This window comes from Haloechinothrix sp. LS1_15, from assembly GCF_033042135.1.
GTDB lineage: Bacteria > Actinomycetota > Actinomycetes > Mycobacteriales > Pseudonocardiaceae > Haloechinothrix.
In genome coordinates, this window is sequence record NZ_WBXM01000001.1 from 562,256 (window position 1) to 588,425 (window position 26,170).

Annotated in this window: 27 protein-coding genes; 18 read left to right on the top strand and 9 right to left on the bottom strand. The window is 68.9% G+C overall.

The features are described from left to right. The first annotated feature begins 523 nt into the window (after positions 1 to 523). The 9 genes from F8178_RS02700 to F8178_RS02740 all read left to right on the top strand — a co-directional run bounded on the left by F8178_RS02700 (position 524) and on the right by F8178_RS02740 (position 4,535). Complete coding sequence (locus tag F8178_RS02700; RefSeq protein WP_317492977.1) at positions 524 to 1,096, top strand: sigma-70 family RNA polymerase sigma factor; 573 nt, start codon at positions 524 to 526, stop codon at positions 1,094 to 1,096. Then, the gene (locus F8178_RS02705) at positions 1,093 to 1,539 is read left to right on the top strand and encodes a hypothetical protein (RefSeq protein WP_317492978.1); all 447 of its coding nucleotides are present in this window, start codon (positions 1,093 to 1,095) and stop codon (positions 1,537 to 1,539) included. Before F8178_RS02700 ends, F8178_RS02705 begins: the two co-directional genes overlap by 4 nt. Before the next feature lie 102 nt (positions 1,540 to 1,641). After that, positions 1,642 to 1,842, top strand: coding sequence for a CsbD family protein (locus F8178_RS02710; RefSeq protein ID WP_317492979.1), 201 nt, complete (start codon positions 1,642 to 1,644; stop codon positions 1,840 to 1,842). Between the two features lie 86 nt (positions 1,843 to 1,928). Next, positions 1,929 to 2,393, top strand: a complete 465-nt coding sequence (locus F8178_RS02715) for an Asp23/Gls24 family envelope stress response protein (RefSeq protein ID WP_317492980.1) — start codon at positions 1,929 to 1,931, stop codon at positions 2,391 to 2,393. A 4-nt stretch (positions 2,394 to 2,397) separates the two neighbouring features. After that, positions 2,398 to 2,718, top strand: coding sequence for a hypothetical protein (locus tag F8178_RS02720; protein ID WP_317492981.1), 321 nt, complete (start codon positions 2,398 to 2,400; stop codon positions 2,716 to 2,718). Positions 2,719 to 2,787: 69 nt separating this feature from the next. Continuing rightward, the gene (locus tag F8178_RS02725; protein WP_317492982.1) at positions 2,788 to 2,958 is read left to right on the top strand and encodes a hypothetical protein; all 171 of its coding nucleotides are present in this window, start codon (positions 2,788 to 2,790) and stop codon (positions 2,956 to 2,958) included. Then, positions 2,955 to 3,362 (top strand): Asp23/Gls24 family envelope stress response protein, encoded by a 408-nt coding sequence (locus F8178_RS02730; protein ID WP_317492983.1) that lies wholly within the window; start codon positions 2,955 to 2,957, stop codon positions 3,360 to 3,362. Before F8178_RS02725 ends, F8178_RS02730 begins: the two co-directional genes overlap by 4 nt. 40 nt (positions 3,363 to 3,402) lie before the next feature. Then, positions 3,403 to 3,939 (top strand): DUF6286 domain-containing protein, encoded by a 537-nt coding sequence (locus F8178_RS02735; RefSeq protein WP_317492984.1) that lies wholly within the window; start codon positions 3,403 to 3,405, stop codon positions 3,937 to 3,939. Further along, on the top strand, positions 3,936 to 4,535 hold the full coding sequence (locus F8178_RS02740; protein ID WP_317492985.1) for an alkaline shock response membrane anchor protein AmaP: 600 nt from the start codon (positions 3,936 to 3,938) through the stop codon (positions 4,533 to 4,535). Before F8178_RS02735 ends, F8178_RS02740 begins: the two co-directional genes overlap by 4 nt. Before the next feature lie 48 nt (positions 4,536 to 4,583). Here the strand turns inward: F8178_RS02740 and F8178_RS02745 are convergent, their stop codons facing one another. Both F8178_RS02745 and sigK read right to left on the bottom strand, forming a co-directional pair. Continuing rightward, on the bottom strand, positions 4,584 to 5,318 hold the full coding sequence (locus F8178_RS02745; protein ID WP_317492986.1) for an anti-sigma factor: 735 nt from the start codon (positions 5,316 to 5,318) through the stop codon (positions 4,584 to 4,586). Continuing rightward, positions 5,315 to 5,911, bottom strand: a complete 597-nt coding sequence (gene sigK, locus F8178_RS02750) for an ECF RNA polymerase sigma factor SigK (RefSeq protein ID WP_317492987.1) — start codon at positions 5,909 to 5,911, stop codon at positions 5,315 to 5,317. The genes F8178_RS02745 and sigK overlap by 4 nt, the downstream gene beginning before the upstream one ends. 160 nt (positions 5,912 to 6,071) lie before the next feature. Here sigK and F8178_RS02755 point away from each other — a divergent pair, with 160 nt between their 5' ends. The 3 genes from F8178_RS02755 (at position 6,072) to F8178_RS02765 (ending at position 8,858) form a co-directional block, all read left to right on the top strand. Next, positions 6,072 to 6,473 carry a DUF4383 domain-containing protein gene (locus F8178_RS02755; RefSeq protein WP_317492988.1) on the top strand — a complete coding sequence of 134 codons (402 nt, stop codon included), beginning with the start codon at positions 6,072 to 6,074 and terminating at the stop codon, positions 6,471 to 6,473. Positions 6,474 to 6,546: 73 nt separating this feature from the next. Beyond that, the gene (locus F8178_RS02760) at positions 6,547 to 8,145 is read left to right on the top strand and encodes a molybdopterin-dependent oxidoreductase (protein ID WP_317492989.1); all 1,599 of its coding nucleotides are present in this window, start codon (positions 6,547 to 6,549) and stop codon (positions 8,143 to 8,145) included. 56 nt (positions 8,146 to 8,201) lie between these two features. Further along, positions 8,202 to 8,858: a fasciclin domain-containing protein gene (locus F8178_RS02765; RefSeq protein WP_317492990.1), complete on the top strand. Its 657-nt coding sequence runs from the start codon at positions 8,202 to 8,204 to the stop codon at positions 8,856 to 8,858. 17 nt (positions 8,859 to 8,875) lie between these two features. On the opposite strand, the gene F8178_RS02770 is transcribed toward F8178_RS02765, so the two are convergent. After that, positions 8,876 to 9,490: a superoxide dismutase gene (locus tag F8178_RS02770; protein ID WP_317492991.1), complete on the bottom strand. Its 615-nt coding sequence runs from the start codon at positions 9,488 to 9,490 to the stop codon at positions 8,876 to 8,878. Positions 9,491 to 9,720: 230 nt separating this feature from the next. Between F8178_RS02770 and F8178_RS02775 the strand changes: the two genes are divergently transcribed. Further along, positions 9,721 to 10,224, top strand: a complete 504-nt coding sequence (locus F8178_RS02775; protein ID WP_317492992.1) for a Gmad2 immunoglobulin-like domain-containing protein — start codon at positions 9,721 to 9,723, stop codon at positions 10,222 to 10,224. A 262-nt stretch (positions 10,225 to 10,486) separates the two neighbouring features. After that, positions 10,487 to 11,296, top strand: a complete 810-nt coding sequence (locus F8178_RS02780; RefSeq protein ID WP_317492993.1) for a hypothetical protein — start codon at positions 10,487 to 10,489, stop codon at positions 11,294 to 11,296. Positions 11,297 to 11,436: 140 nt separating this feature from the next. Here F8178_RS02780 and F8178_RS02785 read toward each other — a convergent pair whose 3' ends face one another. From F8178_RS02785 to F8178_RS02805, 5 genes are all read right to left on the bottom strand, one after another. Then, positions 11,437 to 12,147: an ABC transporter ATP-binding protein gene (locus tag F8178_RS02785; RefSeq protein ID WP_317492994.1), complete on the bottom strand. Its 711-nt coding sequence runs from the start codon at positions 12,145 to 12,147 to the stop codon at positions 11,437 to 11,439. Continuing rightward, positions 12,140 to 13,825 (bottom strand): branched-chain amino acid ABC transporter ATP-binding protein/permease, encoded by a 1,686-nt coding sequence (locus F8178_RS02790; RefSeq protein WP_317492995.1) that lies wholly within the window; start codon positions 13,823 to 13,825, stop codon positions 12,140 to 12,142. The genes F8178_RS02785 and F8178_RS02790 overlap by 8 nt, the downstream gene beginning before the upstream one ends. Position 13,826: 1 nt before the next feature. Next, a complete protein-coding gene (locus F8178_RS02795; protein ID WP_317492996.1) occupies positions 13,827 to 14,705 on the bottom strand; it encodes a branched-chain amino acid ABC transporter permease in 879 nt (292 codons plus the stop codon). A 13-nt stretch (positions 14,706 to 14,718) separates the two neighbouring features. Continuing rightward, a complete protein-coding gene (locus F8178_RS02800) occupies positions 14,719 to 15,813 on the bottom strand; it encodes an ABC transporter substrate-binding protein (protein ID WP_317492997.1) in 1,095 nt (364 codons plus the stop codon). Between the two features lie 247 nt (positions 15,814 to 16,060). Then, a complete protein-coding gene (locus F8178_RS02805; protein ID WP_317492998.1) occupies positions 16,061 to 18,166 on the bottom strand; it encodes a BTAD domain-containing putative transcriptional regulator in 2,106 nt (701 codons plus the stop codon). A 269-nt stretch (positions 18,167 to 18,435) separates the two neighbouring features. On the opposite strand from F8178_RS02805, the gene dnaE reads away from it, so the two are divergent. Both dnaE and F8178_RS02815 read left to right on the top strand, forming a co-directional pair. Then, positions 18,436 to 22,026 (top strand): DNA polymerase III subunit alpha, encoded by a 3,591-nt coding sequence (gene dnaE / locus F8178_RS02810; RefSeq protein ID WP_317493066.1) that lies wholly within the window; start codon positions 18,436 to 18,438, stop codon positions 22,024 to 22,026. 9 nt (positions 22,027 to 22,035) lie between these two features. Beyond that, entirely contained in the window at positions 22,036 to 22,560 is a 525-nt protein-coding gene (locus F8178_RS02815) for a gamma carbonic anhydrase family protein (protein ID WP_317492999.1), read from the top strand. A 76-nt stretch (positions 22,561 to 22,636) separates the two neighbouring features. On the opposite strand, the gene F8178_RS02820 is transcribed toward F8178_RS02815, so the two are convergent. After that, the gene (locus tag F8178_RS02820; protein WP_317493067.1) at positions 22,637 to 23,149 is read right to left on the bottom strand and encodes an inorganic diphosphatase; all 513 of its coding nucleotides are present in this window, start codon (positions 23,147 to 23,149) and stop codon (positions 22,637 to 22,639) included. A 318-nt stretch (positions 23,150 to 23,467) separates the two neighbouring features. On the opposite strand from F8178_RS02820, the gene dacB reads away from it, so the two are divergent. Both dacB and F8178_RS02830 read left to right on the top strand, forming a co-directional pair. After that, positions 23,468 to 25,009, top strand: a complete 1,542-nt coding sequence (dacB, locus tag F8178_RS02825) for a D-alanyl-D-alanine carboxypeptidase/D-alanyl-D-alanine-endopeptidase (RefSeq protein ID WP_317493000.1) — start codon at positions 23,468 to 23,470, stop codon at positions 25,007 to 25,009. A gap of 63 nt (positions 25,010 to 25,072) precedes the next feature. After that, entirely contained in the window at positions 25,073 to 26,170 is a 1,098-nt protein-coding gene (locus tag F8178_RS02830; protein ID WP_317493001.1) for a zinc-dependent metalloprotease, read from the top strand.

A 26,170-nucleotide genomic window follows, 5' to 3' on the forward strand; every position in this document is an offset into this window, starting at 1 on the left:
ACCGGCCCGAGCCGGTCGTGATGATCGCGCCGGACTCGCGAACATCCCGGAGTCGGTAGGTTCGGGTCGAGAGTGGACGGTGAGTAGCCTGGGGCGGAGCGTGCGCCCATCGCCGCCGCGATGCGGGTCGGTACCGTCACCCGTGTGCGGATCCCGGACCCTCATTCCCACACCCCGAACCCGCCTGTGCTGGTCGCGATGCCCAGCCGTCCGGACGCCAGCAAGCTGGTGACGGCGTGGGCCAAAGGCGAGACCAGCTGAGGGCATAGCGCGCCTCAGCGTGCTTACCGGTCGGTGAGCGCGAGGCGGGCAGGCACCTCGGCCGGCGTCACCATCGGCCGCTGCTCCCCCTGGAGGGTGGAATCCAGTCCCGTCATCCGGAGTTCACGTGGACTTTCCGTTCCCGCATCACACTCGAGGGTGTCGTCGCAGGTGAAGGGCCTGTTTTCCGCTCGCCGGGAGGTGGTGGGTCCAGCAGGATGGCAATAGTCGGGATCGTGGGCGGCGTGGGGCGGTGAGCGGTATGGAGGCCACTGATGGTGCCCTGGTGAACAGGGCCGTCGGTGGTGAGGCGACCGCGTTCGACGCGCTGGTGCGCAGGCACACTCCCCGTATGTATCGGGTGGCGCTGCGGGTGGTCGGCAATGCCGCCGACGCCGAGGATGTGGTGCAGGAAGCGTGGATATCGGCGTGGCGGGGTCTGGGGTCGTTCCGGCAGGACGCCGCCGTGTCGACCTGGCTGTACCGGGTGGTCAGCAACACCGCCATCGCACACGTGCGGAAACGCAAGCCCGCGGTGTCGCTCGATGCCGACCTCGCCGCCGACGGGGGTGGGCCCGCGCCGGGCGAGAGCCTTGCCGCCGATCCCGACACCTATCCGGAAGCTAGGGCCGTTCAAGCGGCACAGATCGACGCCGTGTTGCGAGCGATCGGCACGCTCGAACCGGGGCAGCGGGTGCCGCTGGTGCTGCACGAGCTGGAAGGGTTCAGCTACGCCGAAGTCGCCGAGATCATGCAGGTCTCGGCCACGGCATTGCGCTCCCGGCTGCATCGCGCGAGGGTTGCGTTGCTGGAGCGACTCAAGGAGCTTGAATGAGCGACGGGTCGACGACCGAACAGGACCCGCGGCAGGACCCGCGGTGGCGGTTGGTGCGCGCCGCGGCGCGCAGGCCGGTACCCACGCCCGCGGGCCTGGTCGATCGGGTGTTGCGTTCGGTACGCGCGATGCGGGACCGCGTGCTCGTCGAGCCGCTCGAGGTGCCGCAGGACCGTGGTGATCTCCGTATCGGGGGGCGGGCGCTGGTGACGCTGTGCCGCGGTGCGGGTATGGAGCTGGCCGACGAGTACGGGGGCGTGCGGGTGCTGGCCGTCAGCCTCGAACCGGAAGGTTTCGACGTGCTGCTCAGCGTCCGGTTCGGGGTGCCTGCCGATCTCGCGGCCGACCACCTGAGTTGCAGGCTCCGGCAGCGCCTCGGCGCGCTCGTCGGGGTGACGGTGCCGCCGGTGAACGTGCATGTGGTCGATGTGCACCACCCCTAGCGGGTGGCACTGTCCACCCCCGCGGGTGACCGTGCGACACGCCTGGCGTTCCGGCGGCGTCCAACGGGTGTCCGATCAGGGCTGACCCAAAGGAGGGGCATCGTGTCCGCTGGCGACAAGTTCGACGAGCTGTCCGGCAAGGCCAAGGAAGGCGCGGGCAAGCTCACCGGAGACGAGGATCTCGAGGGCGAGGGCAAGATCGAGCAGGCCAAGGCGAAGGCGAAGGAGTCGGTCGAGGAGGTCAAGGACGCGGCCGAGTCCGCCAAGAACGCCGCCAAGGGCATGTTCGGCACCGACCGGTGAAGCAGCCGGGCGGGCCGGGCTTGTCACCACCGGTTCCGGCCCGCCACAACGGCAGGATGTAGCCAAGCGAGCAGATGGGAGTACCCATGGCACAGGACGGCGAGTCACGGAACGCCGCGACGACGACCAAGGCCGTTCCGAAGCAGCAGAAAGCGCAGCTGAACGAGGACGACAGTACCGGCAAAACGACGATCGCCTCCGCTGTCGTGCAGAAGATCGCGGGCATCTCGACACAGGAAGTGTCCGGTGTGTACCAGCTAGGTGGGGATGTTGCCCGCACCATCGGCGCGATCCGGGAACGCATACCGGGGTCGGGAACCGCGTCCACCTCGGGAGTGTCCGTCGAGGTCGGGGAGAAACAGGCCGCTATCGATCTCGATGTCGTCGTCGAGTACGGCGCGCGCATCGTCGACGTGGCTCGCGCGATCAGGCGCAATGTCATCACTAACATCGAACAGCTCACCGGGCTGGAGGTGATGGAGGTCAATATCGAGGTCAACGACGTCCACATCCCCGGTGAGGAAGAGGAAACCACCAGCCGCGTGGAGTGAGGCCGTGACGCTGCACACCGGGACCGATCCGGTCAGGGAACTCGCCGAACGGATCGCCGACGCGGTCGATTCCCACCCGGCTGTGGCCGGGCTGCATCGCGGTCCCGACCGGCGGGTGGCCACACATCTGCCAGGTGGACCGGTGGAGGGTGTGCGTTGCACCGGTGCAGGGGATCCGGTCGAGGTGTGCCTCGTGGCCTACCTCGGGGACTCGCTTGTCGAGGTCAGCGAACAGGTCCGACAATACGTCCGCGAGGCGGCAGGCGACGTGGCGGTGCACGTCACGGTCGCCGACGTGATCGCAGCCGAGCATCCGCCGGGGTAGGGACCGCCAGCGCCGTGCCCCAAGCCGGTTTCGGCCGGTGAGCGGTCCCATGGCATGAGGGAGACGGGTATGAACTTCACGCAGACCGGGATCATCGCCGGCCTCGTCCTCGGCCTCGCCGTGACGCAGGGTTTCGGTGCGTTCCTCGTGACGGTCGCGGTCGGCATCATCGGTCTGGTGGTCGGCGGTGCCCTCGATGGGCGTATCGACCTCGGCGAGCTGTTGGGGCGAGGGCGATGACGACCGCGGACCTCGCGTCGCCATCGCCCCCCGAAGGCGGCGTGGTGTGCGACGGTCGGGTGGATGCCGCCGATCGCGGCTCGTTGACGATCGGCCAGGGCGTGATCCGCAAGCTCGCCGAGCACGCCGCCGATTCGGTACCCGACACCGCTCCCGCACGGCGCCGTTCGGCGCGTGCGGGACTGGTCGAAACGGGAACCAAAGTCAAGGTCACCACCAAGGGTGACGAGGTGGACCTCGAGGTCGATCTCGCGTTTCGCTACCCGGTCGCGGTGCGCACCGCGGTCGAGACGGTGCGGGACCGGATCGCCTCGGAACTGGACCACGCTGTCGCGATGCGGGTGCGGCGGTTCCGAGCCACCGTGTCCGCGTTCGTGCCGCCGATCCAGCCGCGCGTGCGGTAGGTACTCGCGGCTACGCGAGCATCGAGGAAGGAGCAGGTTCGTGCGTGTCGCCGTGCGGCTGTTCTCGATCCTTCTCGCCATGGCGGTCGTCGTGGCTGGGGTGTTGCTCGCCGTGGAGACCTCGTGGCGGTGGCTGCGCCCCGGGGAAGCGCCGCTACTGGTGCCGTGGACCGAGTGGCGGGCCGGTCTCGCGGAGCTGACGTGGGAGGCGACGCCGGTCCGTCTCACCGCGATCGCCGCGCTGGCACTCGGCGTGGTCCTGGTGCTCCTCGCCGCCACCGCCCGGATCCGCACGGTGCCGTTCGAACCGCCCAAGCCCGAGGTGAGCGCGTCGACGACGCCGCGGTCGTTGGCGCGGGCGCTGCGGCACCACATCGAGGAGCTCGACGGCGTCGACTCCGTGTCGGTCTCGGCGACGGCGCGCAAGGTCCGGGTGTCGGCGCGGAGCCGGTTCGCGCGCCCCGCCGAACTGCGTCCCCGGCTGCACGAGGCGGTCACGACCGCGCTCGCTGGGTTGCCGCTGCAGAAGCGGCCACGCGTGGTGGTCGCTGTCCGGGGGGAAGGGGGAGACGGATGAGCCGCACCCCGGCGCGCAAGGCGATGCGCCGCTCGGCGGGAGCCGAACGTAGCCTGACCTTCCTGGTTGGGCTGGTGCTTCTCGCGGCAGGAGCCACCGCGCTGGCCATCGGCTACGACCTGGCGGGGCTCGGCTGGCAGCAGCGCCCGGTACTGGGGCCCGACCTGGCCGGGCAGCTCGCGATCCGGCCGGAGGTTGCTCGACTCGCCGTCATCGCAGGCGGGCTGGTGCTCGCCCTGATCGCCCTGTGGTGGTTGCTACGGATGGTTCGCCCCGAATCCAGTCCCGACTTCACGGTCACCCTCGACGACGACGCCCGTGTCACGGTGCGGTCCCGCGCGCTCGCTGAGGCGGTCCGGTCCGATGTGGCGCGGATCGACGGGGTCGGCAAGGCACGCGTGCGGACCGCTGGCGATGTGGCGGACCCGGTGCTGCGGCTGACCGTATGGTTGCGGGACGGCGCCGATCTCGCGGAGGTGTGGCGGGTGCTGGACGGGCGCGTACTGGCCGACGCGCGCGAGACCCTCGGTAGGGAGAGCTTGCCGACCGCGATCCGTCTCCAGATGAGCGCTGCCCGCCGCGAGCGGGTGCGGTAGGCGCGTGGGATCGCCTGCCGCTACCGGCGGTGCGCGCGACCTGTCCCACTATCCCGGATAGGCCACCACCATGATGGGCTCGGAGGTCGGCGCGTCCGAACCTCCCGCGGGCTCCACGGTGATGCCGAGCACGTCCGCCGGGTGGTCGGCATCGGTGACCAGCGGCCTGTCCGGTTCGGCCAGCAGGCCTGCCGACGTCGGCGTGTCACCCTCGATGAACCACACCTGGTAGATGTCGTCGCCCGGCGGTTCGCTCATGCCGTGAGGGATCACGGCGAGCTTGCCCCGGGACTCGGAGACGATGACGGTCACCGCGGCGTCCTCGGCGTCATGGTGAACCGCGTCGGCATCGGGTGCGGTGAGCACCTCGGTCAGCTCGCCGTAGGCGTGCTCGCTGCGTTCCAGCGCCTGCCTGGTCTCGGTGAGTTCCTGGTCGAGCAGCATGCTGTGGGTGCCGAGTGCCAGCAGCCCCGCGATGCTCGCGGCAGCAAGCCCGGTTGCCACCCGCAGCGGCCACTTGCGGCCGCGAAGCGGCACGATCGGCCCCTCGTCCGGGGGTAGCTGGCGGGTGTTCCTTACCCCGGCGAGCACGCGCGAGCGCAGCGACGCCGGTGGCGATTCCGCCGCGGCGAAGCCGAGGCGTGCGGTGGTTTCCCGGAGCTCGTGGACCTCCCTGGCGCAGGCGGTACACCGCGCCAGGTGTGCCTCGAAGGCCTCCCGTTCGTCTTCGGAGAGCGCGTTGAGGACGTAAGCGCCGGTCAGCATGTGGATGTCGGCGTTCATCGTGTCACCCCCAGGCAGTCTCGTAGCCGGATGAGGCCGTCGCGCAGCCTGGTCTTGACGGTGCCGAGTGGGGTGTCGAGCAGCCGGGCTACCTCGCTGTAGGTGTAGCCCTGGTAGTAGGCCAGCGTCACCGATTCGTGCTGCACCGTGGTCAGCGTCTCAAGGCATCGTCGCACCTGCTGGTGCTCCAGCCTGCTGGTGACCTCGTCGGCGACGCTGTCGTAGGGATCCACTTGAAGGTTGGCCACGCGGGTGTCTCTCGCGGTCGAGGCCTGGGCCGATCGCACCCGGTCGACCGCCCGGCGATGGGCCAGCGTCATGGACCACGCCGCGACACTGCCCTGCGTGCTGTCGAAGCGGGCCGCGGTGCGCCAGAGCTCCAGGAAAACCTCCTGGGTGACCTCCTCGGACTGTGCCGGGTCGCGCATCACCCGCCGGACGAGGCCGAAAACGCGATCGGCGAGCTGGTCGTACAGCTGGGCGAAGGCGTGTTCGTCACCGCGTGCCACCCGCGCCATCAACTCTTCCGGCGTCGCTTGCTGGGCACCGCTCGCGCTCAGTGGCCGAGCGCCCTCGGTGGCTTCACCGTGCATCTCTCACCTCGTCCCGGACGTGCCATCGACCGGGATTCGATACGGGAGCCCTCCCGGATTGGCTCGGCTTCGGTGCATGGCATCGACCGGGCCCATCCGTGATCGCGGTCGCTCCGAATGCCAGCCGGAAAGGCTAGCTACCCACTCTAAGGAGCCTGTAATGACGCGATCCACACACACCACCAAGACCTCACCCAACCGGGTGGTCGGTGCAGCGTTCGGGGCCGTGTACGTGTTGGTCGGCCTCGTCGGGTTCGCGGTGACCGCTGGTACCGGCTTCGCCGCGACCAGCGGCGCCCACCTGCTGATCTTCGAAGTCAACCCGCTGCACAACCTGGTGCACATCGCCGTGGGCGCGCTGCTCGGGCTGGCGGCCTGGCGTGGGACCAAGCAGGCGATGGCTGCCAACGGGCTGGTCGGTGGGGTGTACCTGCTGGTCGGCGTGGCCGGGCTGTTCTTGACCGGCTCGGAGTTGAACCTGCTCGCCCTTAACCACGCCGATAACGTACTGCACCTGGTCAGCGCCGCGGTGCTGCTCGGTGTGGCCCTCGCGCGCCGGTAGTGACCGTGGTCACTCGGCCGAGCGAGTTCCGGTCGCGAGCAATCCGCCCGGTGGCCCGCGTCGAAGCACGGGTATGACCACGAGGACTCGTGCGACCGGAAACGCCACGCGGCGGTGGGCGGTCGGGGCGGTTATCGGCCTGCTGGCCACCGCTGCCGGGCTCGCTGTGGCCGAGCTCGTGGCGGCTGTCACCGGCCCGGACACCTCGCCCGTCGTCGCGGTCGGCTCCGGTGCGATCGCGCTGACGCCGCGGGTGGTGCAGGAGTTCGCCATCAGCACTTTCGGCTCCGGTCACCGTCCCGTCCTGGTGGGTGGGGTGCTCGCGCTGCTGGCGACCGCCGCGGCTGTGGCGGGAGGTATCGCCACGCGCAGGCTCGTCGCGGGTGCGCTGGTGCTGCTGGCGTTGTCCGGGATCGCGATGGTGGCGGCGGCGACCGCGACCGGCGGGACGGTCGCGGCCCTGCCCGCGCTCGCGGCCGCCGCCGTCGCGATCTCCGTGTTGGTCGCGTTGCTCCGGCTCGCGCGGCCACGGCAGGAACAGTCACGGCTGGAAGCGGCACAGCGGGAAGAGCCGTCCGGTGACGCCGCACCCGATCGGTGGGTGGCTCGCCGTACGCTGCTGCTCGCCGGGCTCGGGACCGCGGGAGCGGCTGCCGCGACCGCCGCGGGCGGCCGCTGGTGGCAGGGTGTGCGGTTCGACGCCGCGTCCTCGCGGGCAGGGCTGGTGCTTCCCACCCCTGCGGATCCGGCGCCTGCGCTTCCCCGTGGCTACCGGCTCCAGGTTCCCGGGTTGCCGCCGTTTCACACACCGGCCGAGGATTTCTATCGCGTGGACACCGCCCTGGTGGTCCCCCAGGTGCCCGCGCACCGCTGGACGTTGCGCATCGGCGGTGCGGTGGAGCGGCCGTTCGAGATCACGTTCGACGAGCTGCTCGACAGGGAACTCGTCGAACGTGACCTGACGCTGTCCTGTGTGTCCAATGAGGTCGGTGGCCCGTACGTGGACACCGGCCGGTGGCTGGGGGTACCGCTGGCCGATCTGCTCCGCGAGGCCGGGCCGCGCGCGGGATCCGATCAGTTGCTCAGCCGCTCGCACGATGGGATGACGATCGGGACCCCGCTGCGGGCCGTGCTGGACGGGCGGGACGCCCTGCTCGCTATCGGACTCGACGGCGAGCCGCTGCCTGCCAGGAACGGTTTCCCCGCACGGATGATCGTGCCGGGGCTGTACGGCTACACCTCGGCCACCAAGTGGGTCGTCGAGCTGGATGTTACCCGGTTCGACCAGGCCGAGGCGTACTGGACCGAACGGGGGTGGGACCCGATCGGTGAGGTCAAGACCGCCTCCCGTATCGACGTGCCCCGCCCGCTGGCCGAAGTTCCCGCAGGCGAGGTCACCGTGGCCGGTGTCGCCTGGGCACAACACCGCGGTATTAGCGCAGTACAGCTGCGTGTGGACGGTGGCGAGTGGATCGACGCAGAACTCTCCGCCGATGCCGGCATCGACCTCTGGCGGCAGTGGCGCTTCACTGCCGAGCTGGCAAGCGGCACGCGCTGGCTCGAGGTGCGTGCCGCGGACGGGGACGGCCGGGTCCAGCAACAGGAACGTGTTGATCCGTTCCCGGACGGAGCAACCGGATGGCATTCGGTCGCCGTACGCGTGACCGGATGAGTGATCACGCGGTCCCTCTTGGGGCCGCCGTAGAGCGAACGAAGGGAAACGAACTGATGCGAAGGACACGTGCTGCGGGAATACTCGCCGGAGTCGCTGCCACCGCCCTGCTGCTGGGCGCCTGCGATATGGGTACGGATGACGAGGCTCCCGCCGAGGACACCGCCGCCGAGAACGGCGACGCGGGCGATGCGGGTGACGAGGATCGCGAGGACGCAGACGCAGGCGCGGTCTCGCCTGCCGGTCCGTTCGGCCCGGCCTGTGGTGTCGTCCCCGAAGACGGCGACGGTAGCTTCGACGGCATGGCCCAGGACCCGGTCGCCACCGCGGCGTCCAACAATCCGGTGCTATCGACGCTGGTCACCGCGGTCGGCGAGGCCGACTTGGTTGACACGCTCAACAGCGCGGAGGACATCACGGTGTTCGCCCCGGCCAACGACGCGTTCGAGGTCATCCCCGAGGAGGACCTGAACGCGCTGCTTGCCGATCAAGAGGCGCTGACTGACGTGCTGACTTACCACGTTGTCGACCAGCGGATCGAACCGTCCGAGCTGTCGGGCGGCGACTTCGCCACATTGCAGGGTGACAGCGTGCAGACCGCAGGCGAGGGCGAGGACTTCACAGTCAACGACGCTTCCGTGGTCTGCGGCAACGTGCAGACGGCCAACGCTACCGTGTACATCATCGACGGCGTGCTGATGCCGCAGTCGTGAGCTCCCACGACGGGCGGTTACGGGTTCCGCTCGTAGGAGATGGTCAGGCAGGCGACCCGTTCGCCTGCCTGACCTGCCTCGCCGGGCGCTGTGGCTGTCTCCTCCGCTTCGTGTAGCACGATCGACCGGGGCGCGTGCTCGACGAGGCCGACCGGCACCTGCACGATCCTTTCCGCGTCGCCGTCACCGTCGGTGGTGAAGTCCAGCCAGATCTCGTTCTCCGGGTTGCCGTAGTCCGGATCGGTGGAGTCTTCACCTTCGGCCACCGATGGGTCACGCTCGTCCTGGAAGCGGGGACCGGGATCGGATGGGTCCGTGCCGCACGGCTCGGTGTGCGCGTGCGCGGCGTAGCCGCGATCCGGCATCAGACCTTCGGCGAAAAACTCGATGTGGGTGCCCGCGGCCGAACTCTGCGACTCGATGCGCAACGTGGCACCCGGTGGTGCGAGTTCCGGGCCGTAGGTGACGGCCTGGTCGGCCTCGGGCGGCGGTGCCAGCTCGCCCTGGGCCGAGGCCCCCACGATCGTTCCTGGCATGTCCTCGGCCGTGCGGTTGTCCTGCGCGCCGCCGGTCGGCGGGTTGCAGCTGACCGCGGCAAGCGTCAACGCGCTCAGGTTCGCCAGCAGTCGCACCGGATGGCTCCCGTGTCTCCTCACTCGCATGCCACCTAACTTCCCGTTCCTGGGCACGGTCAAACGTGGTATGCGCATCGCCCGGCTCGGCATCGCCGGGTGTCACGCGAACGTGCCACCGGAATCGACCGGCTGGCGGTGTCGCCGACGGTGGCCTGTTGACAGGCTGGCAGGACGCGCTGTCGTGGCGCGGTGACCACTGGGCGGACAATCGAAGGGGATGGGGAGTCATGGCTTTGGCATTGGACCCGAGTTTCCGGGTCGATCAACCGCGCCCGAACGACCTCGTCGGGGACCCGCTGCTGATCGCGGGAATGGGCGGTGGATTCGAAGGCACCATCACGATCGTGCTGCTCGACGGCAACGGGCATGTGCTGAAGGAAACCTTCACCACCAACACCAACCTCAGCTCGCAGTGGCAGGCCACGATCGACCTGCCAGATCCACCGACCACGCACGGGGTGCTGCAAGTCGGGCCCGCCACCGGGGCGGACGAGCATCCCGGGCTGGTATCGGTGCCCGTACAGTTCGGCACGGCGATCGTCGCCGGTTACCGCAGCCACTTCCATTACACCGTGCAGCAGGGCGACACGCTCAGCAGCATCGCCGCGGAGCAGGCGCCGCTGTATATCGGCACCGGCTTCCAGCCCATCGTCGAGGCCAACCGGCACATCATCAGCGACCCGGACGTGATCCATCCCGGTATGGTGTTGCGTCTGCCGTCGGACTTCTAGCGAGCCACACCCTGCGGCGGGTGAGGCCGCGGTCTGCCCGGGGGTGAGCACGGGAGTTGTCCTGGTCAGCGTTGCACGGAGAGTAGTGCAGCCGGTCGATATCAGGTCGTTATCGGATGAATGGTAACCCTGACGGGTGACTGATCGATTGATCATGTGACACGGACAGTCCGTCCCGTGCCGCGCCGTGCCCGTAGTGGCGCTTCTCGGCACGGTGTCACCGGGCGTCCCCGACGCTTCACCACTCCGGAGGAGTAACCGTATGACTTCATCCCCTGCAGGGGTGCGTCGCGTGCTCGCGTCCACGACCACCGCGGCCCTGGTGGCCGGCGGCATGATGGTCGGCGTGGTAGCGACCGCCCACGCCGCCGAGGAGGACCCTCGCGCGGAAAGGCACGACGGCAACGTCAAGACCTGCGAGTACGCCGAGCTCGGCGGTGAGATCATCGCGGTCTGGGACGAGAAGAACGAGGACCTGGACAACCTCGAGATCTCCGGCGGCGAACCGGGTACCGACACCCACCTCACCATCAGCGGGCTCGCCGACGGGGTCGAGGTCACCGGGATCGTCGTCAAGGGTGGCCCTGCCTACAATATCTACGAGCCCGGTGAGCGCGGTCTCGACGAGGGCGTGTCGTGGGAGGACCTGCGCGCGCCGCTGGTCGCCAACGACAACATCCCGGAGATCAGCCACTGGTTCGCCTGCGGCGAGCCGGGTGAGGAGGACGAGCGGGAGCCCGAGCCGACACCGACAGGGGAGCCCGAGCCGTCGGACAAGCCGGCCCCGGAGAAGCCGGAGAAGCCGGAAAAGTCGGACGGGGAGGAGACCTCAACGGAGCCCGAGGAGAGCACCGATCCCGAGCCCACCGGCACGACCGATGAGACCAGCGAGGCGAAGGCGTCGACCTCGCAGGCCGACGACGACGTGACGCCCGCCGCGCAGTCCGATGCGCTGGCCGACACCGGCTTCGGTGGCGCTTCGCTGATCTGGGTCGGTGCCCTGTTGCTGCTCGGCGGCGGTGCCGCGCTGTACCTGGCGCGTTCCCGGTTCTCCTCGGCGGGTAGCCAGTAGTGACCCCAGCAGTGACCGCTGCGGGACACTCCCCGTCGCTACGCTGCTCCATCCAGCGAGATGGCTGACACCGGTGCGCGCGGCCGCGGATCCGGCGCGATTCGCGGCCGCGCGCACCGGTCGCTCGGTAACAGCGCCGTTCACGGCGTACCGAGATAGGCCTGGACGACCCGGGGGTCGTCCAGCAGCTGCGCCGCGGGTGCGGAATGGGCGATGGTGCCGCGGTCGAGGACATGGCCGGTATCAGCAGCCTGCAGCGCGCGGCGTGCGTTCTGCTCCACAAGCACCACGGTGACGCCATCCGCCCTGACGGCTTCGATCACCCGGAACACCTCGTCGACCATCTGTGGAGCCAATCCCATCGCGGGCTCGTCCATCAGCACCAGCCGGGGGCGAGCGACCAGCGCCCTGGCGATCGCGAGCATCTGCTGCTCCCCACCGGAAAGGGAGCCGCCAGGGAGATTCCTGCGATCGGCGAGGGCGGGAAAGCGCTCGTACATCTCGGTGACGGTGGCCGCGGGGGCCTTGCGCCGTTGCCTGCTGAGCCTCAGGTTCTCGGCGACGGTCAGGGTGGAAAGGATCTGCCGTCCCTCGGAGACGAGGACCATCCCCGCGGCGACGAGCTTGTGCGCAGGCTTGCGGGTCACATCGCGGCCCGCGAAGCGCACCGTCCCCGACCGGGCACGCACCAGCCCGGACACCGCGGACAGCACGGTGGTCTTGCCCGCGCCGTTCGCGCCGACCAGCGCGACGAGGCTGCCTTCCGGCACGTCGAACGAGACGTCGCGCACCGCGCACACGCGCCCGTACGAGACGTGCAGCCCGCGTACCGAGAGCATCGCTTCAGGCATCGCCCGTCCCCGCGGTGCCGAGATAGGCCTCCACCACACGCGGATCGGCAGCCACGGACGCCGGTTCGCCGCCTGCGATGACCTCGCCGAAGTTCAACACCAGCACCCGGGTGCAGACGTCGAGCACTATCGGAACGTTGTGCTCGATCAGCATGATGGTGACTCCCTCGTTCGCCAGCTCACGCACCAGGTCGGCCAGCCCTGCCGCCTCGACCGGGTTCATGCCAGCGGCGGGCTCGTCGAGGATGAGCAGGGTGGGCCGTGCCGCAAGGGCACGTGCGATCTCGAGCCGCCTCCGATCGCCATAGGACAGCTGCGAAGCCGACAGGTCCTGCCGATGGGCGAGGCCTACCCGTTCCAGCTGAGCCGCCGCTGTCGCGAGCGCTCGCCGCTCGTCGTGCCGGGCGGATGGTAGCCACAGCAGGCGGCGTAGGAAGGTGGGCTCGCTCACCACGTGGGTGCCGACGAGCGCGTTCTGCAGGACCGAGAGGCGGTCGAAAAGTTTGGCATGCTGGAAGGTGCGGCTCACCCCCGCCGCGGCGAAACGGTGCATCCCCCCCGAACCACCAAGCTTCTCACCCAGCACCCATCCGCGTCCTGAGGTCGGCGAGACGAGCCCGCTGAGCATATTGACCAGGGTGGTCTTGCCTGACCCGTTGGGTCCGATAATGCCGAGTATCTCGCCAGCATGCAGTTCGAGATGGACGTCGCGGGCGGCGTGGACGCCTCCGTACTCCTTCCCCAGTCCGTCCACAGCGAGGAGCTGAGAGCCTCGCGCCGGCAACCCGTGTCCGGTCGCGGTCACTGGCAGGGTCACCGGGATGGGGGCACGCCGTCGTGGCCGCGGCAGGCGGGTAAGCAGGCTGGACAGGCCGCCAGGTAGGAACAGGATCACCGCGAGCAGCAGGGCGCCGGTGAGCAACGGGTGTATCCAGCCCGCCTCGAGACCGGCTGCTCGCTGCGCCTCGGGAACGAGCACGACAAAGCCGCTGCCCAGCAGGGGCCCGAAGTACAGCAGGAATCCACCGAGGACGGCGGTGACGAGCCCGTCGAGCATCATGGTGAAACCGAAGTCGCTGGGTCCGATGCGGCGGACGAAATAGGCGTAGAGCACGCCGTACAGGCCCGCGATGGCGCCGGAGGCGATGAAGGACGCCATCCGGGTACGGACGACGTCGACCCCGAGAGCCCCGGCCGCCACCTCGTCCTCGCGTACCGCGGCGAAGGCCCGCCCGGCGCGGCTGGGGCCGAGGCGCCAGAACACGTACACCAGCGCCACGAGCATCGCCCACGCCAGTCCCGGAGTCACCCACTTGTCGAGGCGGAGTCCCTGAGCGCCGTTGGTCCACTCGGCGTTGAGCATGAGGATGCGCACCACCTCGGCGAAGGCGATGGTGGCGATGGCCAGGAAAACCCCCCGCAGGCGGAGCACGGGTAGCCCGAGCAACAGCGCCGCCGAGGCCCCGACGAGCATGCCGACGGGAATACCGACCCACACCGGTGACACGGTGCCGAACAACGGGGTATCGAGAACGGCCAGTGTGGACAGGTAGGCCCCGAGGGAGGCGAACCCGGCCTGGCCGAGGCTGAGCTGCCCGGCCATCAGCACAACGTGGAAGGAGTACGCCAGGATGCCCACGAGGGCGATCGTGGTGATCAGCGACTCGTAACCGGCCACGTCAGGCCTCCCGAACCCGGATGGTGCCGAAGAGCCCCTGCGGGCGCAGCAGCAGGACGGCGAACAGCAGCACGAATGCTGCGACGTCCTTGTAGGACGAGCCGATGTAGTGCACCGTGAGGCTCTCCGCGAGGCCGAGCATCACCCCCGCGAGCATGGCGCCGGCCAGCGAGCCCATGCCGCCGAGGATGATGACCGCGAAGCCCGTGAGCTCGATCGACAGCCCCATGCTCAGGTGCGCCTGGCCGACGTTGAGTACCATTAGGACCCCGGCGGTCGCGCCCAGCGCCGAGGAGAGCGCGTAGGTGCTCGCGGTGACGCGTTCGACGTGCACGCCGAGGATGCGGGCGGCGTTCGGGTTCTCCGCCACCGCACGCATGGCCCGTCCAGCCTGGCTCGCCGCGACGAGCCAGGCCAGCGCCGCCATCGCGGACAGCGCCACGGTAAGGGTGATGACCTGGGCGAGACTGATCGAGATACCGGCGATGTCGTAGATCCGGTTCGGGAAGGCGTCGACGGGGAAGCTGTGCTGCTGCGTTCCGTACCGCGCCTGGAGCGCTGCGACGAGCATCCCACCGAACGCCACCGAGGAGATCAGGCCCGCGAAGTGCTCGTCGGCACGGCCGGCCAGCGGGCGGAAGGCCACCCGCTCCAGCACCACCCCGAGCGCGACTCCGGCCAGCGCGACGAGCGGGAACGCGGTCCAGATCGGCACGCCGAACCGGGCGACGAGGTCGATACCCAGGTACGCACCTGCCGTGAAGATCGACGCGTGAGCGAGGTTGAGGTGGCGCAGGATGCCGAACACCAGTGTGAATCCGATCGCGAACAGTGCGTAGATCGCGCCGGAGAACAGCCCGTTTGCCAGTTGTTGCGACATGGGGTGGCGACCGTCAGCCCTCGAGGAGGGTGAACTCCCCGTCCTCGACGATCTGGACGACCGGCTGTTGGTCGACTTCGCCCGCTTCGTCGAGTGACACGGTGCCCAGCACGGTCTCGAGCCCGTCGAGCTGTGCGAGGTTGTTCTTGATCGCCTCGCGGTTGCCGTCGCAATCGGCGCGGACGGCCGCGTCGATCATCTTGGCCGCGGTGTAGGCCTGGGCGGCGAACTGGTCGGGTGCCCTGCCGTAGGCATCGATGTAGGCGTCGATGAACTCGGCGTTGCCCTCGCTGTCGAGCGCGGAGCTCCAGGCGCCACCAACGATGAGGCCCTCGGCGGCACTGTCCAGGTTGGCGATCATCACCGGAGAGTTGAAGGCGTTGCCCCCTACGATGGGTGCGTCGATACCGAGCTCGCGGGCCTGCCGCACCAGCGGGATAGTGGCGTTGGGCAGGGCAGAGAGCACCAGCGCATCGGGATCGCCGTCGGCGATCTTGGTGAGCTGGGAGCGGAACTCGGTGTCGCTGGTCTCGAAATTCTCGTCGGCGACGACCCGGAGTCCCTCGTCGCTCAATACTTCGATCATGGTCGCGTACGCCGAGGAGGTGAACTCGTCCTCGCTGTCGTGTAGTACGGCTACGGTCTCCAGGCCGAGAGCTTCCCTGGCCGCCGGGATGCTCTCGGCCAGCGCGTACTCCTCCGGCAGCGAGTTGCGGAAGACGTAGTCGCCGATCTCGGGTATGCCGTCCGCCGTCGTGGAGATACCGAGCACCGGGGTCCTGGCGTCCTGCGCATCCTCAAAGGTGGAAAACGCCAGATCGGACAGTGTGGGACCGATGATGATACTGGCATCCTCGCGGTGGATGAGCTTCTCGAAGGCGGCGATGCCCTCCCCGAGGTCGGTCTTGTCATCCTCCATGATCAGCGAGTACCGCACACCTTCTCGCGCGTTGAGTTCCTTGAACCCCAGCTCCAGTCCTTCCCGTTGGTACTGACCCGCGAACGCTGCCCCTTCTGTGAGGCTGAGCACGGCGCCGACCGGTACCGGGTCCTGGATGCCGCAGCCGGGGCCCGAGCCCGTTCCGTTGAGCCCGGGCCGGCTGGTCACCGAATCACCCGGTTCGATCCGTACGCAGCCGGCCGCCAGGACCGACACCGCGGCCACGGTCGTCACGCACAGCGTTGGTATGCGTTTCCCCCACTTTCGCATCGGATGGATCCCCTCGTGTTGCTGGCAACGTCAGGACGAACTGGGACGGACGGTAGGCAGGCGCGTTTTCCGCGCGCTTTCTTCTCGCTTTCCCCACCCCGCCTCGCCGCGAGTGGTTCAGCAGGCTTCGTGCCGGGCAGGGCCGCTACCGGGGGTGGGATACTTCAGGTTCCCCGCTCAGTAGGTGCTCGCCGGAGTCACCCGTGAAATGGCGGTACAGCGCCGTGGCTACGCCTCGCGCGTCGGGCCAGTGGCCGTGGACGATGATGTGGTGTGCCACGCAGAGCACGTTCTGCCGCTCCCTGTCCAACCAGCGCCGTGCGGCATCCCGGTCGGCGGACACCGGCACCTGTGGGGTGGCGGTGATCTCCGGGGGCTCGGCGATCTCCCCCGGCGCGAGCACGGCCAGCGCCCGCGTGGCATTGGCGAGCAAGTACTCGCACAACCGCAGCCGTGCGGCGTCGAGTTCCTCGGGGTCGGCGGTGAGCTCCGTGCTGTAGGCGCGGAGCAGCTCGTGGAGCTGGAAGCGGCCGCTGGCGGTCTCCTCGCACAGGTTTGTACGGACCAGGCTGTCGAGCAGCCTCCTGCTCTCCCGAGTGTCGTCGTCGCCCAGCAACGCGGCGGCGGAGTAGCCGTCGAAGTCGTGCCGGGGATAGCGGCACTGCATGCAGGTCAGGCCGAGCAGCCGGAACAGCCGTGCCGCACCGGGATCCAGGTGGTGATACGACCAGGACAGCACCGCGCGGACCGAGGTGGCTGGGTCTCCGGTGTCCAGCAGGTCCAGCCGGGTCTGCTCGTCGGCGAGTTCGGCCATGAGGTCGGCGGTGTCGCGGTGAGGGTGGAGTCTGACCCGCTCGGTTGCGATGCGCAGCGCCAGTGGCAGCCGCGCACATCGGTCGATCAGCTCGGTGCTCGCCTCGGGCCGGATCCGGTCGTACTCGCCGAGTAGCTCCTTGAGCAGCGAGTGCGCCTCGTCATCACGCAGGCGATCCAGCGCGATGCGCAGCCCGCCGTCCCTGGCGGCAAGGCCTGCGAGTACGTTCCTGCTCGTCACCACGACCAGACAGGAGGTGCCCGGCAGCAGCGGACGTACCTGCTCGACGGAGTGCGCGTTGTCCAGCACGAGAAGCATCCGCTTGCCGCTGGCCACCGTGCGGAACAGGTCGGTGCGTTCGGCGAGGCCGTCCGGCAGCTCGGATTCGGCCACCCCGAGCGCGCGCAGCATCCTGACCAGGGCCTCCTCGGCACGCAGCGGTGGCTCGGGACCGTAGCCGTGGAGGTCGACGTACAGCTGCCCATCGGGAAACCGTGTCCGGTTGTGGTGTGCCCAGTGGACCACCAGCGCGGTCTTGCCTACGCCAGCGGTGCCGGTGACGGTGACCAAGCCCGGGGACAGCTCACCGGCGGCGGCTGTGTGGTCGAGCGCGGTGAGCTCGGCGGCGCGTCCCACGAAGCTGGTCACGTCGCGGGGTAGCTGAGCGGGTCGCGCCGATACCCGCGCAACGTCCCGGCCGAGGTCGACCGGTTCACCGGCCAGGATCTGGAGTTGGAGGTCCTGCAGTTCCGGTCCGGGGTCGAGGCCGAGCTCGGTGGTCAGCCGCCGCCGCGCATCCTGGTAGGCGGTCAGCGCGTCCGCCTGCCGTCCGGCCCGGTAAAGGGCGATCATCAGCGACGCGCGCAGCCGCTCACGCAAGGGGTACTCGGCAACCGCGTCCAGCAGCTCGGGTAACACCGCGGCGTGCCTGCCGCCGCGCAGCTCGGCCTCGTACAGCAGTTCTGTCGCGGTGGCTTTGCGTTCGATCAACCGTTGCGCCGCGGGCTCCAACTCGGGGAGGTCCACGTCCTGGTACGGCCTGCCACGCCAGAGCCGTAACGCGCACCGCAGCCGATCCGCGGTACGTCCCGGATCGTGGTTGCCCTCGCGTATCGATTCGTCGAGCAGGCTTTCGAAGCGTTCGGCGTCGAGCTCCCCGGGCTGTACCGCGAGCTGGTAGCCGTCCCGTGCGTGGCGCAGCCGGTCAGGGGAGTCCAGCGCCTTGCGGATCCAGTGGATGTGTAGCTGGAGGGGCCTCCTGCGGGTGGGTTCGCGCTGCCCGTTCCAGAGCGCGTCGAGCAGGACCTCGACCGGGACGTGGTCGTTGGCTCGTGCCAGGAGCAACGCGAGGAGCCCGGTTCGGAGACGTCCGGACAGCGGGACTGCCTGTCCGTCCTCCGTCGCCATACCCACCGGGCCGAGAACTGTGAACTGCACGCACTACCACCCCCCAGTACCGCCCGACCCACTGTGACGGAGCTTGACAGTGTATCCGCCGTGTCGGCCACTCCGACATGCTGTGTTGTCTGGTTGACCACATCGTGTTGGGCTTCGTGACACAGCGCAGGGGGCTACAGCCGGGTGTGCCGAAGCGGGACGGGCGGGTCATCGACGCGCCGCCCCGCCACGACGGTGCGGGCCAGGGTGGGGACTAGAGTGGATCCGTCGCCCACATGTCGCAGCGAACCATGGGGAGGTCGCCGGAGGTGTCGCAGGACTCGTTCGTTCACCTGCACGTGCACACCGAGTACTCGATGCTCGACGGCGCCGCGAAGATCGTCCCGCTGTTCACCGAGGCGGCCCGGCTGGGTATGCCCGCCGTCGGCATGACCGACCACGGCAACATGTACGGGGCCGACGAGTTCTACCAGCAGGCAGTCCAGGCAGGCATCAAGCCGATCATCGGGATCGAGGCCTACGTCGCGCCCCAGAGCCGCCACTACAAGAAACCCGTCTTCTGGGGGCAGAGCAGCCAGCGGGGCGTGGATGAGTACGGCGAGGGCGGCGATGTCTCCGGCGCCGGTGCCTACACCCACATGACGATGATCGCCGAGAACGCCACCGGCCTACGCAACCTGTTCAAGCTCTCCTCGCTGGCGAGTATCGAGGGGCACTACCGCAAGCCGCGGATGGATCGCGAGCTCATCGCCGAGCACGCCGAGGGCATCATCGCCACTACCGGCTGCCCCTCCGGCGAGGTGCAGACCCGGCTGCGGCTGGGGCAGTTCGACGAGGCGATGCGGGCGGCCGCGGAGTACCGGGACATCTTCGGCAAGGAGAACTTCTACCTGGAACTGATGGACCACGGCCTGCCGATCGAGCGCAAGGTGCGCGAGGACCTGTTGCGGATCGGCCGCGAGTTGGAGCTGACACCGCTGGCGACCAACGACTCGCACTACGTCACCGCCGATCAGGCCGAGTCGCACAGCGCGCTGCTGTGCGTGCAGTCCGGCAAGACACTGAACGACCCGAACCGGTTCAAGTTCGACGGTGACGGGTACTACCTCAAGTCCTCCGACGAGATGCGGCAGTACTGGGACAGCGAGGTCCCTGGGGCGTGTGATGCCACGCTGGAGATCGCCGAGCGGGTTGGCTCCTATGCCGACGTCTACGCCCACCGCGACCGGATGCCCCGCTTCGAGGTCCCCGACGGGCACACCGAGGCGAGCTGGCTGCACCACGAGGTGATGGACGGCCTCGAGTGGCGCTTCCCCGAGGGCATCCCCGAGGGCTACACCGAGCGGGCCGAGATGGAGCTCGGGGTGATCGCCTCCAAAGGCTACCCGGCGTACTTCCTGGTCGTCGCCGACCTGGTGCGCTACGCCAAGAGCCAGGGCATCATGGTCGGCCCCGGCCGTGGTTCGGCCGCAGGCGCGCTGGTGGCGTACGCGCTGGGCATCACCAACATCGATCCGATCCCCCAGACACTGCTGTTCGAGCGGTTCCTGAACCCGGAACGCGAGTCGATGCCCGATATCGACATCGACTTCGACGACCGCAGGCGCGGCGAGATGGTGCGCTACGCGACCGAGAAGTACGGTGCCGACAAGGTCGCACAGGTCATCACCTTCGGCACTATCAAGACCAAGGCCGCCATCAAAGACGCCGCCCGGGTCCACTTCGGTCAGCCGGGCTACGCGCTGGCCGACAAGATCTCCAAGGCGCTGCCACCGCCGATCATGGCCAAGGACATCCCGCTGGAAGGGATCGTCGATCCGGAGCACGAGCGCTACGGCGAGGCGGCCGAGGTGCGCTCGCTGATCGAGACCGATCAGGACGTCGCCACGATCTTCAACACGGCCAAGGGGCTGGAAGGGCTGATCCGCAACGCGGGCGTGCACGCCTGCGCGGTGATCATGTCATCCGAACCGCTCATGGACTGCATCCCGCTGTGGCAGCGGGACGACGGCGCGATCATCACCGGCTGGGACTACCCGTCCTGTGAGGCGATCGGGCTGTTGAAGATGGACTTCCTCGGGCTGCGCAACCTCACCGTCATCGAGGACGCGATCGCCAATATCCGAGCCAACCGTGGCGAGGAGGTCGACCTCGACCGGCTCGGTCTCGACAACCCTGAGGCCTACAAGCTACTCAGCCGCGGCGACACCCTTGGTGTCTTCCAACTCGACGGTGGGGCCATGCGGGACCTGCTGCGACGGATGCAGCCAACCGGCTTCGACGACATCGTCGCGGTGCTTGCGCTGTACCGGCCGGGGCCGATGGGCGTCAACGCGCACAACGACTACGCCGACCGTAAGAACGGACGCCAGCGGAGCACGCCGATCCACCCGGAGCTCGCCGAGCCGCTGTCCGACATCCTCGGCGACACCTACGGCCTGATCGTCTACCAAGAGCAGATCATGCAGATCGCGCAGAAGGTGGCCGGTTACTCGATGGGCCAAGCAGATGTGCTCCGCCGCGCGATGGGCAAGAAGAAGCAGGAGGTGCTCGAGAAGGAGTTCGAGCGCTTCGCCGAGGGCATGCGCAACAGCGAGTTGCGCGAGGGTGGCTTCAGCTCCGAGGCCATCAAGGCGCTGTGGGACACGATCCTGCCGTTCGCAGGCTACGCCTTCAACAAGTCGCACGCCGCCGGATACGGCTTGATCGCGTACTGGACGGCCTACCTCAAGGCGAACTATCCCGCCGAGTACATGGCGGCGCTGCTGACCTCGGTGGGCGACAACAAGGACAAGTCGGCGGTGTACCTCTCCGAGTGCCGCAGGCTCGGGATCAGGGTGCTGCCGCCGGACGTCAACGAATCGGCGCAGCGGTTCGCCGCGGTCGGCGACGACATCCGGTTCGGTCTCGGCGCGGTGCGCAACGTCGGCGGCAACGTGGTCGAGTCGATCATCGCCACGCGCGAGGGGAGGGGGAAGTTCTCCAGTTTCGCCGACTTCCTCGACAAGAGCGACCTGGTGGTGTGCAACAAGCGCGTCGTCGAATCGTTGATCAAGGCGGGCGCCTTCGACTCGCTCGGCAACACCCGGCTGTCGATGGTGCAGTGCCACGAGGAAGCCGTCGAGGCGGTGGTGCCGCTGAAGCGCCAAGAGGCGATGGGCCAGTTCGACCTCTTCGGCGCCGGGTCGAGCGAGGACACCTCGCAGTCCTCGTCACCGCTGGCGCACCTGACGTTCTCCGACGAGGAGTACCCGCGCAAGCAGCTGCTGGGCTACGAGCGCGAGATGCTCGGCCTGTACGTCTCGGGGCACCCGCTCGACGGCGCCGAGCGGGTGCTGCGCAAGCACGCCCCGAAACCGATCGCGGCGATCCTGCACGACCCGCCGAGCGAGGGGGAGATCACCGTCGCGGGGTTGATCACCGCGTTGGACCGCAGGGTGAACAAGAACGGCGAGCCATGGGCGATCTGCACCATCGAGGACCTGGACGCCTCGCTGGAGGTGTTGTTCTTCCCCAAGTCCTACGCGCTGTTCTCGGCTGACCTGATCGAGGACAACGCCGTGGTGGTCAAGGGACGGGTGAATTGGCGCGACGACAAGATGTCGGTGTTCGGCGGTGGCCTCGTCCCGCTGGACCTGTCCGACATCGGCCCGGAGCCCGAGGAACAGCCGTTCGTGTTGCTTGCCTCAGCCGAGACACTGGACGCCGGGGTGGTCTCCGAGCTCAAGCGCACCCTGGAGGTGCACAAGGGCGACACCCCGGTGCACCTGAAGCTGCTGGGGCAGAGCGAAGAGACCACGTTCGCGCTGGACCGCTTCCCCGTCGAGCCGAGCGCCGCGCTGCTCGGTGAGCTCAAGGCGATCAAGGGAATCAGCGCGGCGAGTGTGACCGGCCAGTAGCATGCGGCTATGCCGATGTTTGCTTTTGAGGGCTCCCGCCCGAACGTGCACCCCGATGCGTGGATCGCCCCGACGGCGACCCTGGTCGGGGATGTCACGGTCGAGGCCGGGGCATCGATCTGGTACGGAGCCGTACTACGCGCCGATTTCGGCCGCATCCTGGTGCGGGAGGGCGCGAACATCCAGGACAACGCGGTCGTGCACCTCAACGAGGGGGTGTGCGAGATCGGGAAGAACGTCACCGTGGGGCACATGTGTCTGGTGCACGACTGCACGGTGGGTGAGCGGGCACTGATCGGGAACTGCTCGACGGTGCTCGACCGCGCGGTGATCGGTCCGAGGGCGCTCGTGGCGGCCGGGTCGGTGGTTACCCCGGATATGGAAGTGCCGGAGGAAACGATCGCGATGGAGAGCCCGGCGAAGAAGCAGGTCCCGCTGAGTGACTCGGCGCGCACCTGGGTCGAGCACAACGCGGAGGTTTACCAGGAGCTGGCGAAGCGGCACCGCGCCGGTATCGAACGGATCGACGAGTAGGGACCAGCGAGCCGAACGCGACGTCCGTGCCTTCTATGGCGCTCGACGTCGCGTTCGGCTCCCCGACCCCGGCGGCTCAGTGGGCGTGGTCGTCCCCGAGGTTGTTGCGGCGCTGGAGCTCGCGCTCCAGCGAACGCTTGATCTCGGTCTCGGCTTCGTCCCTGCCGCCCCAGCTCGCTCCCTCGACGCTCTTGGCGGGCTCGAGATCCTTGTACACCTGGAAGAAGTGTTCGATTTCGAGCTTGTGGAACTCGTTGAGGTGGTGGATGTCCCGCAGGTGCTCCAGCCGCGGGTCGTCCGATGGCACCGCGAGGACCTTGTCGTCAGGCCCCTTCTCGTCGGTCATCCGGAACATCCCGATCGCCCGGCACCGGATCAGGCATCCGGGGAACGTCGGTTCCTGGACGAGGACGAGAGCGTCGAGCGGGTCGCCGTCCTGGCCGAGGGTGTCGTCGATGAAGCCGTAGTCGGCGGGGTACTGGGTGGCCGTGAACAGGGTGCGGTCCAGCTTGATCCGGCCCGTCTTGTGATCAACCTCGTACTTGTTGCGTGCCCCTTTGGGGATCTCGATCGTGACGTCGAACTCCACGGCGTCCTCGCTGCTCTCCATGTATGGCCCGAGCATGACCTCGCGTACCTGCTATGGCTGCGAGCCCGCTGCGCCGGCCGTGCCTGCAAACTGGTCTGGGTACGGTCGCGACTGTGACGTCCCGGCGACGTACTGGTTTCCCAGTGTGGACTATGCCGTGGCTCACGGGGAGACGAGGCCGTGGCCATCCGGTGTGAGGTGTACCGCGCCCGCGCGCCGGTAGGCGCACGGCATCCCTGGGGTTGGCGCCGACGGCGCCACGGTCCGCCTATGCTCGATGGGTGGGTACGACGCGGCGCTGGCGAGGGAGTGACGTAGGTGGCGGGCACCGAGGATGACAGGGGACATTCCTGGCCCGCCGAGGATCCGGACGCCAGGCTGCACGGCCAGCCGGTGCCGCCCGCTCCGGGCCAGGCGAGCCCACAACGCATCGATCCCGATCCAGGAACCCACCAGGAGTCTCCGGTTTCCCGGCGGCGGAGGATGTGGCCCTGGCTGGTCACCGTCGCCGTGCTGCTGGTCGCGGGCCTGGCGGCCACCATGTTGGCGCCGCCGACGGCCAACCGGCTCGGCCTGCCGTGGGCGCCGAACGCCCCGCAAGGACCGGAACCCGGACCGTCCGCGGTCGAACGCACCATCCACGGCGTGGACACCGATGGAACACGGCCGACGCCCGAAGGCGTGACGGCTGCGATCTCCGAAGCCGCCGACGGTGATTCGCTCGCCGAGTTCACCGGCATCGTGATGGATCCGGTGACCGGTGTTGTGCTGTGGGACAGGGAGGCGTCGGAGCCCACGGTCCCCGCATCGACGACCAAGCTGCTCACCGCCGCGGCCGCGCTGCTGTCGCTGGATGCCACGGCGCGGATACCCACGACGGTCGTGGCAGGCGAGGATCCGGGCAGCGTGGTCGTGGTCGGCGGGGGCGATCCGACGCTGGCGAGCACGGCCGAAGGCGCGCCTTACTACTCGGGCGCGGCCACCCTGGAGGAGCTTGCAGAGCAGGTGCTGGACACCACGGGCGGCGCGGTGGATACGGTGAGCATCGACCTGTCCACGTACGCGGGCGAGACCATCGCGAGCGGTTGGACACCGGACGACACACCGTCCACCTACAGCGCGCCCGTGGTGCCCGCGATGCTGGACGGTGGGCGCCTCGACCCGGCCGACCAGCATGCGGAGCGCTCGGCCAACCCGGCGAGAGATCTGGTGTCCGAGTTGGCAGAGCTGCTCGACGCGCGCGTCGGAGATCCGAGCGTGGTCACCGCCGCCGACGGCGCCGAGGTCCTCGCCGAGGTGGTTTCACCTCCGCTGTCTGACCTGCTGCGCAGTGTCCTGGTGGATTCCGACAACGTGGTCGCCGAGGCCCTGGCCCGCCAGGTCGCGCTAGCGGAGGGGGAGGAGGCGTCGTTCGAGGGTGCGGCCACCGCCACGCTGGATGTGCTGGAACGCAACGGCTTCGATACCGTCGACATCACGTTGCGCGACGGCAGCGGGTTGTCGAGGGACAACCGCATCCCCGCTCGGCTGCTGGCCGATGTACTCGCCGCGGCGTCCGCCCCGGTCTCGGCGGACAGCCGGGCTTCGAATCTGCGGCCATTGCTGGACAGCCTCGCGGTCGCCGGTGGAAGCGGCACACTGACCGAGCGTTACTCCGAGGCGCCGACCGACCGCGGCGGCGGTTGGGTGCGGGCCAAGACCGGCACGCTGTCCGAGGTGAACACGCTGGCTGGCACCGTGCTTGATGGCGAGGGACGGGTGCTCGTCTTCGCGGTGATGTCGACGGGCGCGAGCATCCACGACGGCAGGCAGGCGCTGGACGAGATCGCGACGGCACTGCGGGAATGTGGCTGTGACTGACACCGGACCGGGCGCGGCCACCGGTCGAGCGCAACGGCGGTGACGGCAGGTAGCGTCGGATACGTGAGCCCCAGCAGCCAGTCAAGCAGCGAGTCAGGCAGCCCCTCCGATCGCGTCCCCGTCGACTGGTCGATCGCCGCGACGACGGGGACCTTGCTGGTGGGTAACGGCCCGAACGTGTCACGCGCGGAGGCCGACAGGGCCGTGGCGCAGCTGGCCGAACTGTCGATCGTCGCGGAAGGGCACGTGCGGGAGCTCACCGGCCTCGGCGCGCACCTACCGCTGGTGGCAGGCACCGTGGTGGACCGGAGGGCCTGGGTCCGTGCCGCTGCGGCGGGGCTCGGGGCGCTCACCGGCACGGCGCAGGGCGAGGTCGGGAAGCGATCCGACCAGCACGGTCCGCTCCGCTCATTGCTCGCCGGGGGCGCCGGGGTGCAGACCGGACTCGCGCTGGCTTTCCTCGGCTCGAAGGTGCTCGGGCAGTTCGACCCGTTCGGCACCCCGGGCGACGGCGGCACCGATGCGGGACGGCTGCTGCTTGTGGCGCCGAACGTCATCCAGGCGGAACGCGCCATGGGCGTCGCAAGCGACGACTTCCGCATGTGGGTGTGTCTGCACGAATCAACCCACCGGCTGCAGTTCACCGCGATCGAGTGGTTGCGGGAGTACTTCGCGACCGAGGTCGGCCGGTTCATCGCCGCCATGGACGACACCACGGCGCGCTCGCTCGGCAGGTTGCCGGAGGCCATCCGGCAGGCACGCAGCGGTACGGCGAGCCCGCTCGGCCTCGCGGAAGCGTTGCAGTCGCCGGAGCAGCGGCAGGCGTTCGACCGCCTGATCGCGCTGGCGACGCTGCTCGAAGGGCACGCGGACTACGTCATGGACGCGGTGGGGCCGGAGGTGGTGCCCAGCGTGGCCACCATCCGGCGCAAGTTCACCGAGCGTCGCAAGGGCGGCGGCCTGCTCGACAGGCTGTTGCGCAGCCTCCTCGGTATCGACGCCAAGATCAAGCAGTACGAGCAAGGGGCCGCGTTCACCCGGCATGTCGTCGACCGGGTGGGGATGTCCGGGTTCAACGCGGTGTGGCAGTCGCCGGAGACGTTGCCGGCACGCGGCGAGTTCTCCGAACCCGATGCGTGGCTTCGCAGGGTCCACGGGTGA

Excerpts from the sequence above, each read along its gene's own strand:
- F8178_RS02745 (WP_317492986.1), bottom strand. The coding sequence starts at position 5,318 with ATGAACGCCGACATCCACATGCTGACCGGCGCTTACGTCCTCAACGCG.
- F8178_RS02755 (WP_317492988.1), top strand. The coding sequence starts at position 6,072 with ATGACGCGATCCACACACACCACCAAGACCTCACCCAACCGGGTGGTC.
- F8178_RS02705 (WP_317492978.1), top strand. The coding sequence starts at position 1,093 with ATGAGCGACGGGTCGACGACCGAACAGGACCCGCGGCAGGACCCGCGG.
- F8178_RS02765 (WP_317492990.1), top strand. The coding sequence starts at position 8,202 with ATGCGAAGGACACGTGCTGCGGGAATACTCGCCGGAGTCGCTGCCACC.
- F8178_RS02730 (WP_317492983.1), top strand. The coding sequence starts at position 2,955 with ATGACGACCGCGGACCTCGCGTCGCCATCGCCCCCCGAAGGCGGCGTG.
- F8178_RS02775 (WP_317492992.1), top strand. The coding sequence starts at position 9,721 with ATGGCTTTGGCATTGGACCCGAGTTTCCGGGTCGATCAACCGCGCCCG.
- F8178_RS02725 (WP_317492982.1), top strand. The coding sequence starts at position 2,788 with ATGAACTTCACGCAGACCGGGATCATCGCCGGCCTCGTCCTCGGCCTC.
- F8178_RS02740 (WP_317492985.1), top strand. The coding sequence starts at position 3,936 with ATGAGCCGCACCCCGGCGCGCAAGGCGATGCGCCGCTCGGCGGGAGCC.
- F8178_RS02700 (WP_317492977.1), top strand. The coding sequence starts at position 524 with ATGGAGGCCACTGATGGTGCCCTGGTGAACAGGGCCGTCGGTGGTGAG.
- F8178_RS02815 (WP_317492999.1), top strand. The coding sequence starts at position 22,036 with ATGCCGATGTTTGCTTTTGAGGGCTCCCGCCCGAACGTGCACCCCGAT.
- F8178_RS02780 (WP_317492993.1), top strand. The coding sequence starts at position 10,487 with ATGACTTCATCCCCTGCAGGGGTGCGTCGCGTGCTCGCGTCCACGACC.
- F8178_RS02715 (WP_317492980.1), top strand. The coding sequence starts at position 1,929 with ATGGCACAGGACGGCGAGTCACGGAACGCCGCGACGACGACCAAGGCC.
- F8178_RS02795 (WP_317492996.1), bottom strand. The coding sequence starts at position 14,705 with ATGTCGCAACAACTGGCAAACGGGCTGTTCTCCGGCGCGATCTACGCA.
- F8178_RS02760 (WP_317492989.1), top strand. The coding sequence starts at position 6,547 with ATGACCACGAGGACTCGTGCGACCGGAAACGCCACGCGGCGGTGGGCG.
- F8178_RS02785 (WP_317492994.1), bottom strand. The coding sequence starts at position 12,147 with ATGCCTGAAGCGATGCTCTCGGTACGCGGGCTGCACGTCTCGTACGGG.
- sigK (WP_317492987.1), bottom strand. The coding sequence starts at position 5,911 with ATGCACGGTGAAGCCACCGAGGGCGCTCGGCCACTGAGCGCGAGCGGT.